This window comes from Bacillus sp. FSL M7-0558, assembly GCF_038003245.1.
Lineage (GTDB): Bacteria > Bacillota > Bacilli > Bacillales > Bacillaceae > Bacillus > Bacillus pumilus.
This window is the reverse complement of sequence record NZ_JBBOOU010000001.1, coordinates 3,380,594-3,396,983: the sequence shown is the minus strand read 5'-3', so window position 1 is coordinate 3,396,983 and position 16,390 is coordinate 3,380,594. Positions and strand designations below refer to the sequence as shown.

Genomic DNA, 16,390 nt, shown 5'->3' with positions numbered 1-16,390 from the left:
TGGAAAATACTAGCTTTTTAATGAGCGCGTCTCAGCGTTTACAATGCGTCTTGCAAGTCCAGCCGCTTCGATGTACAATGTTGGGTGGTATATTATGACTCTTGGTTGTCCAACTGTTTCATATAAAATGAAGTTCATCATTGAAAGGAAGCGTAAGACCATGGCTAATGAGTTTCGCGTATGTGACGATTGCGATGCGACGAACCTAAAGACGTTGCTGCCTCGACTCAAATCGGTTGACCCTGATGCAAAAATTGAAATTGGCTGTCAATCCTATTGTGGTCCAGGACGAAAAAAGGCTTTTGCGTTTGTGAACAATCGCCCATTATCCGCACCAACAGAAGATGAGTTACTCGAAAAGGTTCAAAAAAAAGTCAAATAAATGTCACTGAATGTGTTCAGTCGACCTAAAAAGAGGTCCGTCCCTGTCAGGTCGGGCTTTTTACGTCCATGCAATCGTTGAGAACACATTCACGAGCAAATTCAAGGATGTTTTCGGGAAAAGTTACCCGATATAATAGAAACACGTCTTAAAAAAAGAGGGACGAAACGATGGCGTATCCAAAAGGGAAATTATCTGAGGAAAAGGTATTTAAAGATCCTGTGCACCGTTATGTTCATGTACGGGACGCATTAATATGGGATTTAATAGGAACAAGAGAATTTCAGCGCCTGCGCCGAATTAAACAGCTAGGAACCACTTATTTGACGTTTCATGGTGCAGAACACAGCCGTTTCAATCATTCACTCGGTGTATATGAGATTGTGAGACGGATTGTGGATGATGTATTCAAAGGACGGCCGGAATGGGATGAGGGAGAACGCGAGCTTGTCCTGAGTGCGGCTTTGCTTCATGACCTCGGACATGGACCATTTTCTCATTCCTTTGAAAAGGTCTTCCACTTAGATCATGAATCGTTTACAAGAGATATTATTTTAGGGCAAACCGAAGTCAATGAAGTGCTTCGCCGGGTGAGTGATGATTTCCCGAAGCATGTGGCTGAAGTCATTGCCAAAACGTATCAAAACAAACAGGTGGTCAGTTTGATCTCAAGTCAAATTGATGCCGACCGTATGGACTATTTGCAGCGTGATGCCTACTATACAGGCGTCAGCTATGGCCATTTTGATATGGAGCGTATTTTGCGCGTGATGCGTCCGAGAGAAGATCAGATTGTGATGAAGCAGAGCGGGATGCATGCGGTCGAGGATTATATTATGAGCCGCTATCAAATGTATTGGCAAGTCTATTTCCACCCAGTGACACGCAGTGCAGAAGTCATCTTAACGAAAATTCTCCATCGTGCAAAAGAGCTGCATGAAACGGGCTATATTTTCACACATGCCCCTGTTCATTTTTATTCGATTTTTGAAGGGAATGTCACCACAGAGGACTATATTAAACTGGATGAATCCATTGTCTTATTTTATTTTCAGGCGTGGGAAGATGAAGAAGATCACGTGCTGGCTGATTTGTGCCGCCGTTTTATGAACCGCCGATTGTTCCAATATACAGAGTTTAATCCGAATGAAGAAATGACGAAATATTTCAAGCTGACCGCCTTGTTCAAGGAGGCAGGCATTGATCCTGACTATTATTTAGTCGTCGACTCTTCCTCTGACTTGCCATACGACTTCTACAGACCAGGGGAGGAAGAAGAGAGACTGCCGATCCACCTTTTGACGCAAAGCGGTCATATTAAAGAGCTGTCGAGACAGTCAGATATTGTTGATGCCATTTCCGGTAAACGAAGAACCGATCATAAACTTTATTTCCCGATGGACTTAATTGTAGATATGTCGGAAAAAGCTGAAGAAAAGAAGGCGATCATGAAGCTGCTTGGATTGGGATAAGGAAGTACTGAAAAAGGAGATGTCGGGAATTTGTTGAAAGAGCATGCAAAGTTGATGAAGGTATTCTCTGAATCCGGGGAAATCGTTGGACGGAAGAAGCTGCAAAAGATGATTTACATAGCAAAAAAGCTAGATTTGCCTTTTTACGAGAAATACGATTTTCACTTTTATGGCCCCTATTCAGAGGAGTTGACGCTCAGAATTGAAGAGCTGTGCAACCTTGGATTCTTGGATGAAATGAAGGAAAAAAAAGGCGGATACTATCAATATCGCTATTCGCTGACGGACAATGGGAAAGAGTTTCTCGATCAGTGTGAAGTGGACATGCCTGACCTCAAAGTGCTGACGAAGCAGATGAACGAGCAGTCGTCTCGTTTCCTAGAGCTCGTCTCTACGATTTTATACTTTGATGATCTGCCACAAGATGAGGTAAAGGAAAAGGTCTTCACCATTAAAAGCAAGCAGCGCTATACGGACGAAGAATTTGAGGATGCTCTTGCTTATATTGATCAGTTGAAGGAATTGAACTAACGAGAAGAACCAGTGTGTGATGGCTAATGGCTAGAACAGACTGGTTTTTATTTTGCGCAGAAACAAGTCGACCGCATGGATCGACTTGTATTTTATGAATGGTGATAAGAGAATCTCGCTAAAAATTGTTTTGTACGTTCTTCTTTCGTCTGTTCAAAGACTTCTTCCGGCGTACCTGATTCGACGATGACCCCATCCTCCATGAAAATCACCTTGTCGGCAATATCATAGGCAAAGCTCATCTCGTGCGTGACGATTATCATGGTGACCCCGGTTTGCGCTACCTGTTTAATGACATCAAGCGTTTCTCCTACAAGCTCGGGATCTAATGCAGAGGTCGGTTCGTCGAACAAAATGACTTCTGGATTTAAAGCCAGTGCCCGTGCAATGCCAACTCGCTGCTGCTGTCCGCCAGATAATTGATGCGGATAAGCATCCTTTTTCTCTAGCAATCCAACCTTTGTAAGCAATTGAAGAGCTGTGTCATAGGCTTGATCTTTCGGATGTTTACGGGCAATGACTAAACCTTCCATGACGTTTTCAAGTGCTGTTTTATGAAGAAATAGATCGTATTGCTGAAAGACCATGGCGGTTTTTCTTCGAAGTGCGAGAATGGCTTTAGGCTTGGCTTGATTGAACTTGACAGTCGTGTCATCAATGCTAATTTCTCCTTGATCCGCACGCTCAAGAAAATTCAAGCAACGCAGAAAGGTTGATTTCCCAGAACCGCTCGGACCTAATATGACAACCACTTCGCCTTTTTCCACTGATAAATCAATTCCTTTTAGAATCTTGTTCTTGCCGAACGCTTTATGCACCTGTTTTATGTTAATCATGCCAATCGTCTCCTTTTGTTTTTGTGTCCATATTTCTCATATGCGGCTGTGATGGCTTCAATAGAGGCGCACAGTGCCCAGTAAATCAGGGCAACGGCGATGTATGCTTCAAGATAACGATAGTTCACATTGGCTTTGATTAAAGCGCCGTTTAAAATATCGACCACAGACACCATAGAGACGAGAGAAGAGGCTTTGATTAAACTGATCAGCATGTTGTTCAGAAGTGGAAGGGAGATGGGAAAGACTTGTGGAATGATGACCCTTCTTAAGACCTGTTTGCTGGTGAAACCAACGGATAATGCGGCATCGAATTGACCCTTTGGAATAGATGCAAGAGAGCTTCGAAATATTTCGGATAACCCGCTTACGGCATATAAAGTAAGGGCGAAAATGGCAATCCATCGTCTGTCCAAATCACTGAAACGAATCTGAAGAGAAAGAGATGCAGCCAAATGATCTAGCGAGTCTGAAAAAAGAAGATAAGATACGAGCAAAATTAGAACAACAGGAATTGCTTTAAAAATAGCCACAAACCATTTGAACAATTGAGATAATATAGGCACCTGATAAAAACGGATAAGGGCAATACCAAATCCAAAGACAGAGCCAAATATTAGCGGTAGAAAGCCTAACAGCAGAGTTGTTGGCAAATAATGAAGTGCAGCTAGAAAGGCCTGCAGCATAAAGGCAACATCAAAATCCACTCAGATCGCTCCTTTCTTATGATGTAGTAAAGTCTCCGCCCAATATTTTTTTAGACAATTCAGCGAGCTTGCCGTTATCGATCAGCTTTTGTAATGCTTGATCAATGTCTTTTTGAAGTTTTGTATTGTTTTTTTGATAAAGATAGTACGTTTTAGATACATTTACAGGCTTTCCAGATGTCACAAGATTGGCATTGAACTGTTTGTTTAGCTTATTGACGTCATACTTTGTGAGCAAGGCTGCATCGACTGTGCCATTCTGAAGGTTTTTGACTAGAATTTCGTTCCCGCCATCTCCGTAGACAATGTCAATTTTCCGATCGTGCTTTTCGTTATATTGTTCTAGCAGATAAGCGAAATTACTCCCTGTAGAAGTATGTACCTTGTGTCCTGCCAAATCGTCCAGGCTTTGAAAATCATGACCGGATGCTTTATCAACAACCACATAGCTTGTATAGTCTGTGTAGCCAACTTTTCCAAATAGATATTTCTTCTGGCGCTCATCATTGATTTCATATTGATGGGCAGCGAGATCTACTTTACCAGCATCTAAAGCGGGCAGAATATTTTTAAATTCAAAGGATTCATATTTAAACTGATATTGTGGAAGCAGCTGATCGACTTCGTCTAATACAGCCTTCTCATAGCCTGTTAATTTGCCGTTTTCATCTAAGTAAACGAAAGGCTGGTAAGCGTTCCCTGTGCCAACGATGATTTCTTTCGCATCTGGATCATTATTCGTTGCTTCTGCTTTGACTTCATTCGATTGTTCCGTATTTCCGCAGGCAGCAAGCAGCAATGAGCCAAGTGTAAGCAGACCGATGATGGAATGTTTTTTGAATTGTTTGTTATTTTTCATGTGAAATCCTCCTCGTTTTACTTCGCACGCTTTTCGACTGTAAAGGCCGTTTCCGCTCTTTTTAAGGAAACGAACGTTGCTTGACGCTGTTTTCTTGTTTTCGGTGTATTGATCCACTTTTCCAATAGGTCAAACGCTTTTTCTAGCAGCAGACTTAACATTATAAAAATGACGGCAGCAATAAAGTATCCTTCTAATACGCGGTAGTATAATGCCCCTAATGTTTGAACCTTTCCGATAATATCCATTACGCCCAGTGTAAAGGCGAGAGAGGTATTTTGTAATAAGTTGACGATGGCCACACCAATATTCGGTAGTGCGATATTTCCTGCTTGAGGAATGAGTGTCCTTCTATAAATCTGCCATTTTGTCAGCCCAATCGAGGCAGCCGCTTCATATTGAGATGCTGGGACACTTGATAAGGCTGATCGGAATATTTCTGAAAAGTAGGCAGCAGTATTGAGTCCATATGTAATATAAAGAAAGATCAATTTGTTCCACATGGAGATATCAAGGCCAATTGTTGCGAGCACACCTGGTAGGCCATAAAAGACAATAAACATTTGAACAAGGATAGGTGTTCCGCGAATAAATGAGACATAGATTGCACTGAGCTGATGCAGGACAGGAATGCGCTCAATTCGGAAATAAGCAAGGATGAATCCAAGAAAGCTGCCAATCAAAGTGGCAAATAAAACGATCAGCAAGGTGGTCGGAAGGGCTGATAATACTTTAGGGAAGAGTGTGACCACATACTCCCATTTGAAAAACTCACCCATGTTGAATCACCTCCTATGTAGAAGTCGTTTCGACTTTTTCTTCTGCGGGTGGCGCGCCTAATATGGCAGCATCGAACCGTTCTGGGATAAGTACTTTATACATCAAGATACCTAAGTCACCATTTTCGGCTTCACGTTCAATATATTTTGTGTATCCTTTTCGTTCGTACATGTCTAAAAGCCAAGGGTGTTTCCGGCCAGAAGTGCCCAGTGTATATGCAGACGCTTTATATGTTTGCCGGAGCAAGGTGTTTTCCACATAATCGAGCAGCTTGTTTCCAATCCCTTGCCCTGCTAAATCAGGAGCTGTCGCAAACCACCAAACAAATGGATATCCTGAGACCGGTTGCGTACTCTCTCAAGGAAAACGGATGGTGATGGTTGATATGAGCCGCCCGTCTCGTTCTAAAACAACGGCAGCGGACTGTGTAATGTTTTCTATGACCATTTCAAGTGTGGCGTTCGTGGATGGCCAATCAATGCCCATTTCCCCAAGTGGTTTAAATGCACTGGACAGCAATTCTAAAAAGGCTGGCGCATCTTCTTCGGTAGCGATACGAAAAATATCTCGACTCATGACAAACCTCCATTCAAAATGTAATGTCAGATTATTGCTTTTCTTAAAGTCTCGATATCTGGATTCAACAATGCTTGATACACGTGGGGGTCATGACTGATCTCAACTACAGGCACATAGCGGACGCCGTATTTTTCCTCTAAAATGTTTCTGTAATCATCATGTTCAGTGACATCAATCGTTGAATAAGGGATCTGCTGTTCGTTGAAATAGGATTGAATGTCCTTGCAATAACTGCATCCATTTTTGCTCCATAAAATGATTTTTTGACTGTTTGACATTAGACGTTCACCTCGTGATTTATTTTTTTAGCTGCTGTTTGTTCATGGTTAAACGCTTCTTTTAACAATGTGACAGACGCAATTCTTGCCTCAATGTCTACGATCGGAGTTAGTACGATGAATTCATTGATATCGTATGTCTCGGCCAGCTCAGTCAGCCGGTGATGAACAGTTTCTTTTGTGCCAGCGGTATAGCCGGTTTTTTGTACGTGAATGCTGTAGTGTTCTTTTTTCGTTCCTTTCACTAGCTTTTCTGCATCCTCTATTGATGTGACATTGAGCTTTCTTCCATCGGAAAAGGAGACCTTTACTGTTTCCTTTTGTTTGATGTGCAAGAGTGCTTGTTCATGATCTTCGGCTGCGGAAACGGTGATGGCGAGAAGGAACTGCTGGCGAGTGCCCGCTTTTTGATATGTTTGGAAGGTCTCCCTTGCTTCTTTTAATAATGCTTCATCTCCATTAATAAAGAAGGCAAATACAAAGGAGATTCCGAGTTTTGCTGCGAATTTAGCGCTCTCCGTACTTCCCCCTAAAAGGAAGATGTCGGGTGACAAACGTGGGATGGGCTGAGCATTCAATTCATTTGATTGTTCCGTAAGGTAGGTTTTGAGATCTACTAATTTTTGAGAAAAATCTTTCCGTGACGCTTGATAATCCTCCTGAAGTGCTTGTGTCGAGAGGTTCAGCCCTCCTGGTGCTTTCCCAACGCCTAAATCGACTCTGCCAGGCGCTAGTGATGCCAGTACATGAAATGTTTCAGCTACTTTAAATGGGCTATAATGCTGTAGCATGACACCTCCAGAACCAATTCGCAAATTGCTCGTTTTTGCTAATAGATAGCCGGCAAGGGCTTCAGGGGATGAACCTGCTACTTGAGGGTTATTGTGATGTTCAGACACCCAAAACCTGTGATAGCCAAGCTGATCCGCTGCTTCAGCTAATCTGACAGTATGCTGAATGCCCGCCTCTGCGTTCTCGTTTTCACCGACAAGGCTTTGATCAAGAATACTAAGGGTGATCGACATTGGCTGTTCCTCCTATCAGACTTTGATATTGAGATAATGCGAGGTTTAACCTGTTTATGGCATCTGAATCAATTAAATAATTATCTGAACCCTGCTTTTTGACCTGTTGATCCACGACATACACACCAGATTGAACAACTGTTGCACCAAGTTGGTGAATAATCGGTTTAAGAGCATATTCAATGACGAGCAGATGACCATAGGTTCCTCCTAAAACGAACGGAAGGACGGGTTTTCCTTGTAATGCTTTTTGGGGAAGTAAATCTAAAAACGTTTTTAAAATACCGGAAAATGACGCTTTGTAGACAGGCGTTAACACAATGACACCGTCACTCTCATTCACGAGTTCAATGGCCTTGACAATCTCTTCGTTTGAAAAGTCTGCTCCTATTAGTGCGCTGCTAGGCAGCTGGTGAACTTGAATGGTATGTACATCTATTCCATTGAATGTTAACTGCTGCTGAATATGCTGCAGGACACCCGTTAATCGAGATTGGACGGAATGACCTCCTGCTATAATCGTTACTTTCGTCAATTCGTCTCCTCCATTTCTTATAATTCCGTCTAAACAACTTGGAATAGTTGATAATATAAATTATAATAAGGCAAACCAATAGAAAAGTATAATTAGTAATCATAAATACACGATTCAGATATTTAAAATACAGGGAGAAGAGGGGTTTTCATGGAGATTCGAGCGATACGCACTTTTGCCACCATCGTGAAATACGGAAATTTTTTAAAAGCAGCAGCAGCGCTGAATTATTCTCAGCCAACCATTACTTTGCACATCAAACATTTAGAAGAGGAAATTGGAGAGAAGCTTCTAGAAAGAGGGAAGACCTTAAAGTTAACAGCATCAGGACAGCTTTTTTATGAAAGAGCCAATTCTTTACTCAATGAATATGAGAAACTGACGAAAACGCTCCAAGATTTAGAGGTAGGCATTGCGGGGTTCATTCGCATCGGTGTTTCTGAGCCCACAGCCAGCTTAGAGTTCCCATCGCTTCTTGCAGAATTCAAGGAAAGGTTTCCGAATGTAGAATTTTCTGTGCAAGTAGCAGATGCAAATACACTGAGTTCCTTGCTTTCCCATGATGAGATTGATTTTGCAATTTGCGGCGCACCAGAAGCTTCGATGGAAAATAGCTATAAGCCGCTTTTTCAAGATGATATTGTTTTGTTGGTTCCGTCTTCCCATCGATTGGCGGAAAAAGATGCAGCGGAGGTAACAGATTTAGAAAATGAAACCATATTATTCACACCTCACAATTGCCCCATCCGCATCCAAATTGAACAACAAATCGTTAACGTCATTGGGAGCAATTACAATAAGTTAGAGATTACGAGCAGCATGTCCCATAAACACTATGTTCAGGCTGGATTAGGAGTGTCTCTTTTTACTCGAACCGCCCATTCTTTTACACTCCCCGGTACAAAGGTATTAGAAATAAAGGGCATTCAAGTGTCCCCGCCAGTTGGTCTATTGAGGAAAACAAATGATGCGCCTGGAAGAGCTGTACTCCAGTTTATTGATCTCATTGAAAATCGATTGCATCGAACAACATGAAAAAGGGGTTAGCCTTTGTGCTGACCCCTCTTTCATGTTTATTTTACGGTTTGTTTAAGAAACTGATTCTTCTTAATAGGCAGACCCAAATTTTCGCGAAGGGTATGAGCTTGATAATTAGGATCATAATATCCTCTTTCTATCAAAATCGGGATCACATGCTCTGTCCATTCGGATAAACCACTAGCTAGAATCGGAGCGCCAAAAATAAATCCATCTGCGGCATCTTCTTCGATCCATTGAATCAATTTGTCAGCCACTTGTTCGTAAGTGCCGAAAAAGGCACTTTTTGGAGTGGTCACTTGTAAAGCGACTTCTCTTAAGGTCAAATTTTGTTCTTTGGCCATTTTTTTAATGGATTCTGTTGTAGATTGAAAGCTGTTTGAACCAGCGTCACCTATATCAGGAAAAGGTTTATCAAGCGGGAATTGACTGAAGTCCAAATGATCAAAGAATCTGCCGAGGTAATGCAGGGCTTCTTCAATAGAGACTAGATGTTTAATGGCTTCATATTTTTCTTCTGCTTCTTCGACTGTTTTCCCCGTAATCGGGTGGATGCCAGGGAATATTTTGATATCGGATGGTTTTCGACCAAGCGCTTCGGCTCTATTTTTCACGTCACGGTAATAGGCTTTTGCCTTTTCAAGTGAATCGGCATTTGTAAATACAGCGTCTGCTTCTTTTGCGGCTAGATCTTTTCCTGCCTCTGAAGCACCTGCTTGGAAAATCACGGGCTGCCCTTGTTCAGATCGTTCAATATTTAAAGGACCTTTGACAGAAAAGTGTTTCCCATGATGGTTTAATGTGTGCAGTTTATCTCGATCGAAGAAGACACCTGTTAAACGATCTCTTATAAAAGCATCTTCTTCCCATGAACTCCAAAGCCCATTCACTACATGTAAATACTCTTCTGCAATTTCGTATCGAAGGGAGTGGCTAGGATGAGAACGGATGATGTGATTTTCAGCAGAACCTTCTAACGGTGAAGTCACAACATTCCATCCTGCCCGGCCTCTGCTTAACTTATCCAAGGAGGCAAATTGTCTGGCAATGGTAAAGGGCTCACTGTAGGAAGTGGATACGGTCCCCACAAGTCCAATTTGTTTGGTGACTGCAGCAAGAGCGGATAAGATGGTTAATGGTTCAAATCGGTTCAAGAAATGAGGAATCGAATGTTCATGAATATATAAGCCATCTGCGACAAAGACAAAACGGAAACCCGCTGCTTCTGCCTTTTTTGTCATCGCTTGATAGTAATCAATATTAACACTTGCATCTGCTGGAACTGATTCATCCTTCCACGCATTCATGTGACCTCCCGGACCATGTAACATTAATCCAAATTGTATGTGCTTTTTTTCAGACATGCGGATCGTCCCTTCTGTTTTGAAATAGCCATGTTTTATGTTTTTCATCATAAGGTAGAATCGTAAAGAAGTATAATTGGTATCAGTAAAGTATGACTTTATCTTTTCTAATATCATTTTTTGTTTCTTTCAGATGTGTCATTGAGTCCATGACATCATTTCTTAAAACCATGGGAGTTTATTAAGTAAATGACCCAGACCAAAAGCGCTATTTTTCGATGAAATCTGTGTCGGAATATCCGAAAAATTAGTGAATATGACGTATTTCGACTTTCTTCCTGTGTATCTAATTCCCTGTTTTTGACTGAACAGAAGGAAAATGGTGAATTTTCAGTGAATATATAACTTTGTGAAAATCAAAGGAGGGATAGGAATGAAAAAGCGTTCAGTCTTTTTGTCATTTTTATTGGTAGGTAGTTTGTTACCGGGAGTAAGTTCAGCTTCAGCACCAGTCGCGAGTGCTGGTCATGGGCATGATCATGGTCATGCGCCGTTCGAAACACATATTAGTGAGGGGTTGCCAAAGGCAAACGATTTTAAAGATTTGACGAAAGTACCTCCAATTGAACGAGATGTGACAACAAAGGTATTAGATGAGTCTGGTAAGCAGGTGGGCTCTAGAACCTTTAAGGCGAATACAGGAGATTCTATTTCAACAAAGGCAAGTACAGGCAGTCAAAAAGTAACGGTCTATGCTGTAGCAGATGCGCAGTATCGTGCGAAATATAGTGACTGGCAAACACGCATTGTCAGCATCATCGAGCAAGCAGATGTCACGTTTAACCGTGATCATGATGTGGACTTTGTCGTACAAGCAGTAGGATCTTGGACGTCTTCGGGATCAAATGCAGAGCAAATTTTGTCTAACCTTGCGCGCAGCTTTGATGGCAGAGGATACGATTTTGTCACTGGATTTACAGCAAATCCAAACTTTGATGCTGGCGGAATCGCTTATGTCTACAATAGTGCACCAAGCGGAAGTGCATTCGCCGTTAACCTTGACCAAGGAACAGCGAATACAGCAAAAGCGGCTACGCATGAATACGGCCATAACTTTGGCTTACCGCACGACCCTCAAGGAAGCGGCATTGTCTGCTTAATGAATTATGATTATTCCTACACAGTCGATTTCTTCGATGCGGCTCATAAAAATCAGGTGAACCGTAACAAAGCGTGGTACAGATAAGAATGAAGACAAAAGGACAAACACCGGAAAAGTGTTTGTCCTTTTTATATGCTTACAGGTCGCTCATTCGCTTTCCTGCTACGGCATAGTGTTCTTTTTTCATTTCTTCAATAATGACAGAGACTTTTTCTGCCCCTGCGCCTGTTGTTTCAACAACGGCATCAGTGACTTTCTCCACAAGCGCTCTTTTCTGCTCGTCTGTTCTTCCTTCAAGCATTTGTACGGTTACAATCGGCAATGTGAAAACCTCCTTTTTCCTTTCATGCTACGCTTCCCTTTAGTTTAAGGGACTTCTTATAGTATACTGAATGAAGTAAATCATTGTATAGAAAGAAAGAGGGATTCATGCCTTTGAACCAATTTCTTGTGTATCCATTAGAACTCATTCCATATGTCGCCATTACGCTTGTTGTTGCATTTACGATGCACGAGCTGGCGCATGCATATGTTGCGTATCGTTTCGGCGACCCGACAGCTAAGAACCAAGGGAGACTCACATTAAATCCACTGAAGCATCTCGATGTATTTGGGACGATTTTGATCTTTGTCGCCGGGTTTGGCTGGGCGAGACCTGTACCGGTCAATCGTTACCATTTTAAAAACCCGCGCTTAGCAGGAATCTGCGTCTCGATTGCTGGCCCTTTAAGTAACTTAGTGTTGGCGTTTCTAGGCTTTTTCGTGTACGTGCTTCTTCAGAAGTTTGGCGGGGAGTCGCTCATGCGCTTTGAGCCGGGAGTTGATCATTTCTTCCGGATATTTATTAACTTGAACGTCATTTTGTTCCTATTTAACTTATTGCCACTTCCGCCGCTGGATGGGTATCGTATTATTGAGGACGTCGTCATCCCCCGTATCCGTGCGAAAATGACGCAATTCGAACAATATGGGATCATTATTTTTCTCATATTCGTGATCACGCCGCTAGGACAGTTTGTTTTTGGTCCATTGATCGGAATGCGGGATCAAATCATTCAATGGTTTAATCTTATTTTGAAGCCGCTGCTTTAGGAGGTTTAATGAATGGAAGGTAAAAAGAAGAAACCAATTGGTTTTAACATCATTAAAAAAACAGATGCAACCGACGGACACGGAGGCTTTGGAGCTGGTGCGCTCAGCCTAGATAACATTTCGCCGGTGATCATTGACGTAGAGGAAAAGGAAGCTGTCATTGATATTGGTGCGATGCATGCAAGAAGTGCCGTGGAAAAAGGAATTAAATTCTTGAAAAGCAAAGAAGAGGTACCGAACGGAAAGCCGTATTGGCTCGTATGGGTGACCATTGACCGCAGAGAAGAAGGTCCTTATTATGCGGGTGTGACGGCTTGCGAAATGACCGTCGACCGTTCAATCCGCCGCGGGTATAAGTCGCTTCCAGAGCATGTGAATTTCATGGATAAATCAATGAAGCGAAATATCGTCGTCAGTCATATGGATGATGTATCGAAAAAGGTGCTGGCTGATTTCTTGAAGAGTCATAATGAAGCACTATGGGAAGCATCTACAGATGAATTAAAAGAAGGATTGGCTGTCTCTGAATAATTGTGAAATTTTTGTGAAGAATGGCGAATTGCTACCAATTCAAGCTGATTTTTGAGTAAACTGGTGTTAAAGCTAGGACATGGAGAATCCCGAGATGCAAATCTCGGGGTTTTTCATGTCTTTTTTTAACGTTTCAGCCACTTTTCCCACCATTTCTTTGGCTTTTGATCTTGAACTGGATCTTGCTCAGATGATTTATCCTCAGCACCGTAGCACACACCTGTCGGCTCCGTTCCTTCTATAAAATAGGTGAATACCTTTGATTCACATCCTGGGCCTGCGAGATCGCCGGTTTTTGGATTGATATACACACCTTTTACGCCGTCTGGCGGCATGAAGGAGGAGGCTGGCTGTTTGGAGAGGGCTGATTCCATAAAGGATGCCCATATCTTTTTTGCATAGGCTGTTTCTTCGACCGAGTCAATAGTACGCCCTTTATCATAGCCCGTCCACACACCTGTGACGAGCTGGGGAGAGAAGCCGATCATCCAGCTGTCGGCTCCTGTCGTTCCCGATTTTCCTCCGTATGTTCGCGTGAGATCCTTCATAATGGTGCGGCCTGTGACACTCGTATAGCCGTTTAACTGATCATTGAACATTCCTGACATCATGTCGGTGGTGACAAAGGCTACCTTTTCATCTAGGACTTGCTCTCGTTTTTGTTTTTCTTCAAAAAGCACGTTGCCTTTAGCATCCGTTACTTTTGTAATAAAGGTGGGTTTGACTCGTTTTCCGCCATTGACAAGCATTGCGTAAGCATTGGTCATTTCAATTGGTTTGACAGGAGACGTGCCTAGGGCAAGTGATGGCACCTGATCTAGTTTTTCGTTGATGCCAAATGTTTTGCCCGCACGTACAAGCTGTTCCATTCCTAAAAATAGATGGGTTTTCACGGCATAAATATTATCAGACAGCGCCAAGGCTTGAAGCATCGTAATGCCATCATTTGCGTAATAGCCATGGTAATTGCTTGGTGAATAAGCAGCACCGCTTCCTTGATCATCGAGCTCAAAAACCGTTTCTTCACTGCGCATGACGGTTGCAGGTGTAAACCCATTTTGCAAGGCAATGTAATAAAGAAGAGGCTTCATTGTTGAACCGGGCTGTCTTTTCGCTTGTGTCACTCGGTTGAATGGACTTTTCTCATAATCTCTTCCCCCGATGAGGGCGAGTACATGACCTGTTTGGGGATGGATAGCAGTAAAGCCGATTTGGATATCTGATTTCGAATAGATTGTGCTTTTCAACGTCTTCTCAGCCATTTTCTGTAATTCTGGATTTAAAGTCGTTTGGATATGAAGGCCATAAGTTTCGATCTGTTCCTCAGTTAACCCCAAGCTTTGTTTCAACTCACGAATCACATCATCATAAAAATACGGAGCTTGCTTTGCTTGCAGCTGCTTCTTTTGCAAAGGGCGATAGGACAGTTTTTCTTTCGCGGCTTCAGCGGCTGCCTTTTTCGTAAGCATGCCGTCCTCTTGCATGTGCCTCAGAATCATATTCTTTCTTGCGCCGGCTTTCTCTTCATTCACATAAGGGGAGTAGAGAGAAGGGCCCTTTGGGATACCGGCAAGTAAGGCAGATTCAGCGAGGGTTAAATTCTTCGCTTTTTTCCCGAAATACAGACGGGACGCCGCTTCTACGCCATAAGCTCCATGACCATAATAAATGGTGTTCAAGTATCCTTCTAAAATCTCATCTTTTGTATAGTTTTGCTCTAAGCGAATCGTGTAAAAGGCTTCATTCCATTTTCGCTTCCACGTTTTATCATGATCTAAATACAGATTTCGTGCATATTGCTGGGTGATCGTGCTTGCGCCTTGTACCTTAGCCATGGCACGAATATCAGCCACTGCAGCACCCGCCATCCGTTTCACATCAAAGCCATGATGCTCATAAAAGGTTTTATCCTCAACAGCTACAGCTGCCTGCCTGATATGAGGGGACATGTCCTTTAAGGGCACCCAATATCTCTTTTCTCCAAAGCTGGATTCTCCAAGCTTTGAACCATCGGCTGCATAAATCGTCGTAGATTGGGGAACTTGAACAGAAGGGGCGCCTTGCCATTTGGCTATTAAAAGAATCGTCAAAAAGACAGTGCCTGCAAATAGAAAAGCGAGCAAGCCAATAAAAAAACAGGCTCGAATCGTTTTCACGGTCATGCGGATTTTTTTATTACTCATGATTGTGTCCATGCAAAGCCCCCATTTTGACGGTTTTTTATCAGTATGGAACAAAGAAAACCGTTTTAAACAAATGATTGCGGTTCTTTACAATTTGATATGAATCCACTATACTTTTTTCTTGGACAATCGATATAGTCATAGCCGTTAAAGGCGCTAACAATAGATGTTTGTTTATTATTGGATGAGAGGAAGATGGACAATGAGCGAACTTTGGTATACAGAGAAGCAAACGAAGAATTTTGGTATTACTTTGAAGGTGAACAAAACCCTTCACACAGAACAAACAGATTTTCAGCATTTAGAAATGGTGGAAACAGAAGAGTTTGGCAATATGCTGTTTTTAGACGGTATGGTGATGACGTCTGAGAAAGATGAGTTTGTATACCACGAAATGGTGGCACATGTTCCTCTTTTCACTCATCCAAACCCAGAAAATGTTCTTGTCGTAGGTGGAGGAGACGGCGGTGTCATTCGTGAAATCCTGAAGCATCCAAGTGTGAAAAAAGCGACACTTGTTGATATTGATGGCAAAGTCATCGAATACTCGAAAAAATTCCTTCCTTCGATTGCTGGGAAACTAGACGATCCTCGTGTAGATGTCAAAGTTGGAGACGGCTTTATGCATATTGCTGAAGCTGACAATGAGTACGATGTTATCATGGTGGACTCAACTGAACCAGTTGGACCAGCTGTGAACCTGTTCTCTAAAGGATTTTACGCAGGAATTTCAAAAGCACTCAAAGAAGACGGTATTTTCGTGGCACAAACGGACAACCCTTGGTTCACACCTGAGCTGATTACAAATGTACAGCGTGATGTGAAAGAGATTTTCCCAATCACGAAGCTTTACACAGCAAATATTCCAACGTATCCAAGTGGTCTTTGGACATTTACCATCGGTTCAAAAAAATATGATCCACTTGCTGTAGAAGACAGCCGTTTCTTTGATATTGACACGAAATATTACACAAAAGAATTGCACAAAGCAGCATTCGTTCTGCCGAAATTTGTGAGCGACTTAATCAAATAAATGAAGCGAAGAGGAAATGCGCAAATAACAGTTTGCGCATTTTTTGAAGCGTAAAAGGAGGAA

18 protein-coding genes and 1 pseudogene are annotated in these 16,390 nt (G+C 42.3%); 8 read left to right on the top strand and 11 right to left on the bottom strand.

Annotated elements, in window-relative coordinates; all coding sequences use genetic code 11:
• The first annotated feature begins 160 nt into the window (after nt 1–160).
• From MHB79_RS17285 to MHB79_RS17275, 3 genes are all read left to right on the top strand, one after another.
• Nucleotides 161–382 (top strand): DUF1450 domain-containing protein, encoded by a 222-nt coding sequence (locus MHB79_RS17285; protein ID WP_003215259.1) that lies wholly within the window; start codon nt 161–163, stop codon nt 380–382.
• Nucleotides 383–552: 170 nt separating this feature from the next.
• Nucleotides 553–1,854 carry an HD domain-containing protein gene (locus MHB79_RS17280; protein WP_007497716.1) on the top strand — a complete coding sequence of 434 codons (1,302 nt, stop codon included), beginning with the start codon at nt 553–555 and terminating at the stop codon, nt 1,852–1,854.
• 30 nt (nt 1,855–1,884) lie between these two features.
• Nucleotides 1,885–2,385, top strand: coding sequence for a YwgA family protein (locus tag MHB79_RS17275; RefSeq protein WP_106032095.1), 501 nt, complete (start codon nt 1,885–1,887; stop codon nt 2,383–2,385).
• 92 nt (nt 2,386–2,477) lie between these two features.
• Here MHB79_RS17275 and MHB79_RS17270 read toward each other — a convergent pair whose 3' ends face one another.
• The 8 genes and pseudogenes from MHB79_RS17270 to ssuE form a co-directional block, all read right to left on the bottom strand.
• Nucleotides 2,478–3,221: an amino acid ABC transporter ATP-binding protein gene (locus MHB79_RS17270; protein WP_226804310.1), complete on the bottom strand. Its 744-nt coding sequence runs from the start codon at nt 3,219–3,221 to the stop codon at nt 2,478–2,480.
• Nucleotides 3,218–3,928 carry an amino acid ABC transporter permease gene (locus MHB79_RS17265; protein WP_212045654.1) on the bottom strand — a complete coding sequence of 237 codons (711 nt, stop codon included), beginning with the start codon at nt 3,926–3,928 and terminating at the stop codon, nt 3,218–3,220. The genes MHB79_RS17270 and MHB79_RS17265 overlap by 4 nt, the downstream gene beginning before the upstream one ends.
• A 16-nt stretch (nt 3,929–3,944) precedes the next feature.
• Nucleotides 3,945–4,787 (bottom strand): transporter substrate-binding domain-containing protein, encoded by an 843-nt coding sequence (locus tag MHB79_RS17260; protein ID WP_003215163.1) that lies wholly within the window; start codon nt 4,785–4,787, stop codon nt 3,945–3,947.
• Between the two features lie 17 nt (nt 4,788–4,804).
• The gene (locus MHB79_RS17255; RefSeq protein WP_340990334.1) at nt 4,805–5,566 is read right to left on the bottom strand and encodes an amino acid ABC transporter permease; all 762 of its coding nucleotides are present in this window, start codon (nt 5,564–5,566) and stop codon (nt 4,805–4,807) included.
• 13 nt (nt 5,567–5,579) lie between these two features.
• A pseudogene (locus tag MHB79_RS17250) lies at nt 5,580–6,143 on the bottom strand (GNAT family N-acetyltransferase).
• Nucleotides 6,144–6,169: 26 nt separating this feature from the next.
• Nucleotides 6,170–6,424, bottom strand: a complete 255-nt coding sequence (locus tag MHB79_RS17245; protein WP_003215313.1) for a glutaredoxin family protein — start codon at nt 6,422–6,424, stop codon at nt 6,170–6,172.
• Entirely contained in the window at nt 6,424–7,449 is a 1,026-nt protein-coding gene (locus MHB79_RS17240; protein ID WP_212045653.1) for an LLM class flavin-dependent oxidoreductase, read from the bottom strand. The genes MHB79_RS17245 and MHB79_RS17240 overlap by 1 nt, the downstream gene beginning before the upstream one ends.
• A complete protein-coding gene (gene ssuE / locus MHB79_RS17235) occupies nt 7,433–7,984 on the bottom strand; it encodes an NADPH-dependent FMN reductase (protein WP_050944466.1) in 552 nt (183 codons plus the stop codon). The genes MHB79_RS17240 and ssuE overlap by 17 nt, the downstream gene beginning before the upstream one ends.
• A gap of 150 nt (nt 7,985–8,134) precedes the next feature.
• On the opposite strand from ssuE, the gene MHB79_RS17230 reads away from it, so the two are divergent.
• Nucleotides 8,135–9,019, top strand: coding sequence for a LysR family transcriptional regulator (locus MHB79_RS17230; protein WP_003214906.1), 885 nt, complete (start codon nt 8,135–8,137; stop codon nt 9,017–9,019).
• A 38-nt stretch (nt 9,020–9,057) separates the two neighbouring features.
• Here the strand turns inward: MHB79_RS17230 and MHB79_RS17225 are convergent, their stop codons facing one another.
• On the bottom strand, nt 9,058–10,386 hold the full coding sequence (locus MHB79_RS17225) for an LLM class flavin-dependent oxidoreductase (RefSeq protein ID WP_340990332.1): 1,329 nt from the start codon (nt 10,384–10,386) through the stop codon (nt 9,058–9,060).
• Between the two features lie 373 nt (nt 10,387–10,759).
• On the opposite strand from MHB79_RS17225, the gene MHB79_RS17220 reads away from it, so the two are divergent.
• Nucleotides 10,760–11,572 carry a zinc-dependent metalloprotease gene (locus tag MHB79_RS17220; RefSeq protein ID WP_340990330.1) on the top strand — a complete coding sequence of 271 codons (813 nt, stop codon included), beginning with the start codon at nt 10,760–10,762 and terminating at the stop codon, nt 11,570–11,572.
• A 52-nt stretch (nt 11,573–11,624) separates the two neighbouring features.
• Here MHB79_RS17220 and MHB79_RS17215 read toward each other — a convergent pair whose 3' ends face one another.
• Complete coding sequence (locus MHB79_RS17215; RefSeq protein WP_003214939.1) at nt 11,625–11,810, bottom strand: 2-hydroxymuconate tautomerase; 186 nt, start codon at nt 11,808–11,810, stop codon at nt 11,625–11,627.
• A gap of 113 nt (nt 11,811–11,923) precedes the next feature.
• Here MHB79_RS17215 and MHB79_RS17210 point away from each other — a divergent pair, with 113 nt between their 5' ends.
• Both MHB79_RS17210 and MHB79_RS17205 read left to right on the top strand, forming a co-directional pair.
• A complete protein-coding gene (locus tag MHB79_RS17210; RefSeq protein WP_340990635.1) occupies nt 11,924–12,580 on the top strand; it encodes a site-2 protease family protein in 657 nt (218 codons plus the stop codon).
• Between the two features lie 12 nt (nt 12,581–12,592).
• Nucleotides 12,593–13,111: a YwhD family protein gene (locus tag MHB79_RS17205; RefSeq protein WP_212045647.1), complete on the top strand. Its 519-nt coding sequence runs from the start codon at nt 12,593–12,595 to the stop codon at nt 13,109–13,111.
• A gap of 125 nt (nt 13,112–13,236) precedes the next feature.
• Here MHB79_RS17205 and MHB79_RS17200 read toward each other — a convergent pair whose 3' ends face one another.
• Nucleotides 13,237–15,306, bottom strand: coding sequence for a transglycosylase domain-containing protein (locus MHB79_RS17200; protein ID WP_340990327.1), 2,070 nt, complete (start codon nt 15,304–15,306; stop codon nt 13,237–13,239).
• 190 nt (nt 15,307–15,496) lie between these two features.
• On the opposite strand from MHB79_RS17200, the gene speE reads away from it, so the two are divergent.
• Nucleotides 15,497–16,327, top strand: a complete 831-nt coding sequence (gene speE, locus MHB79_RS17195; protein WP_003214614.1) for a spermidine synthase — start codon at nt 15,497–15,499, stop codon at nt 16,325–16,327.
• The last annotated feature ends 63 nt before the right edge of the window (nt 16,328–16,390 follow it).

Excerpts from the sequence above, each read along its gene's own strand:
- MHB79_RS17285 (WP_003215259.1), top strand. The coding sequence starts at position 161 with ATGGCTAATGAGTTTCGCGTATGTGACGATTGCGATGCGACGAACCTA.
- MHB79_RS17280 (WP_007497716.1), top strand. The coding sequence starts at position 553 with ATGGCGTATCCAAAAGGGAAATTATCTGAGGAAAAGGTATTTAAAGAT.
- MHB79_RS17270 (WP_226804310.1), bottom strand. The coding sequence starts at position 3,221 with ATGATTAACATAAAACAGGTGCATAAAGCGTTCGGCAAGAACAAGATT.
- MHB79_RS17260 (WP_003215163.1), bottom strand. The coding sequence starts at position 4,787 with ATGAAAAATAACAAACAATTCAAAAAACATTCCATCATCGGTCTGCTT.
- MHB79_RS17255 (WP_340990334.1), bottom strand. The coding sequence starts at position 5,566 with ATGGGTGAGTTTTTCAAATGGGAGTATGTGGTCACACTCTTCCCTAAA.
- MHB79_RS17245 (WP_003215313.1), bottom strand. The coding sequence starts at position 6,424 with ATGTCAAACAGTCAAAAAATCATTTTATGGAGCAAAAATGGATGCAGT.
- MHB79_RS17240 (WP_212045653.1), bottom strand. The coding sequence starts at position 7,449 with ATGTCGATCACCCTTAGTATTCTTGATCAAAGCCTTGTCGGTGAAAAC.
- MHB79_RS17230 (WP_003214906.1), top strand. The coding sequence starts at position 8,135 with ATGGAGATTCGAGCGATACGCACTTTTGCCACCATCGTGAAATACGGA.
- MHB79_RS17225 (WP_340990332.1), bottom strand. The coding sequence starts at position 10,386 with ATGTCTGAAAAAAAGCACATACAATTTGGATTAATGTTACATGGTCCG.
- MHB79_RS17220 (WP_340990330.1), top strand. The coding sequence starts at position 10,760 with ATGAAAAAGCGTTCAGTCTTTTTGTCATTTTTATTGGTAGGTAGTTTG.
- MHB79_RS17205 (WP_212045647.1), top strand. The coding sequence starts at position 12,593 with ATGGAAGGTAAAAAGAAGAAACCAATTGGTTTTAACATCATTAAAAAA.
- MHB79_RS17200 (WP_340990327.1), bottom strand. The coding sequence starts at position 15,306 with ATGGACACAATCATGAGTAATAAAAAAATCCGCATGACCGTGAAAACG.
- speE (WP_003214614.1), top strand. The coding sequence starts at position 15,497 with ATGAGCGAACTTTGGTATACAGAGAAGCAAACGAAGAATTTTGGTATT.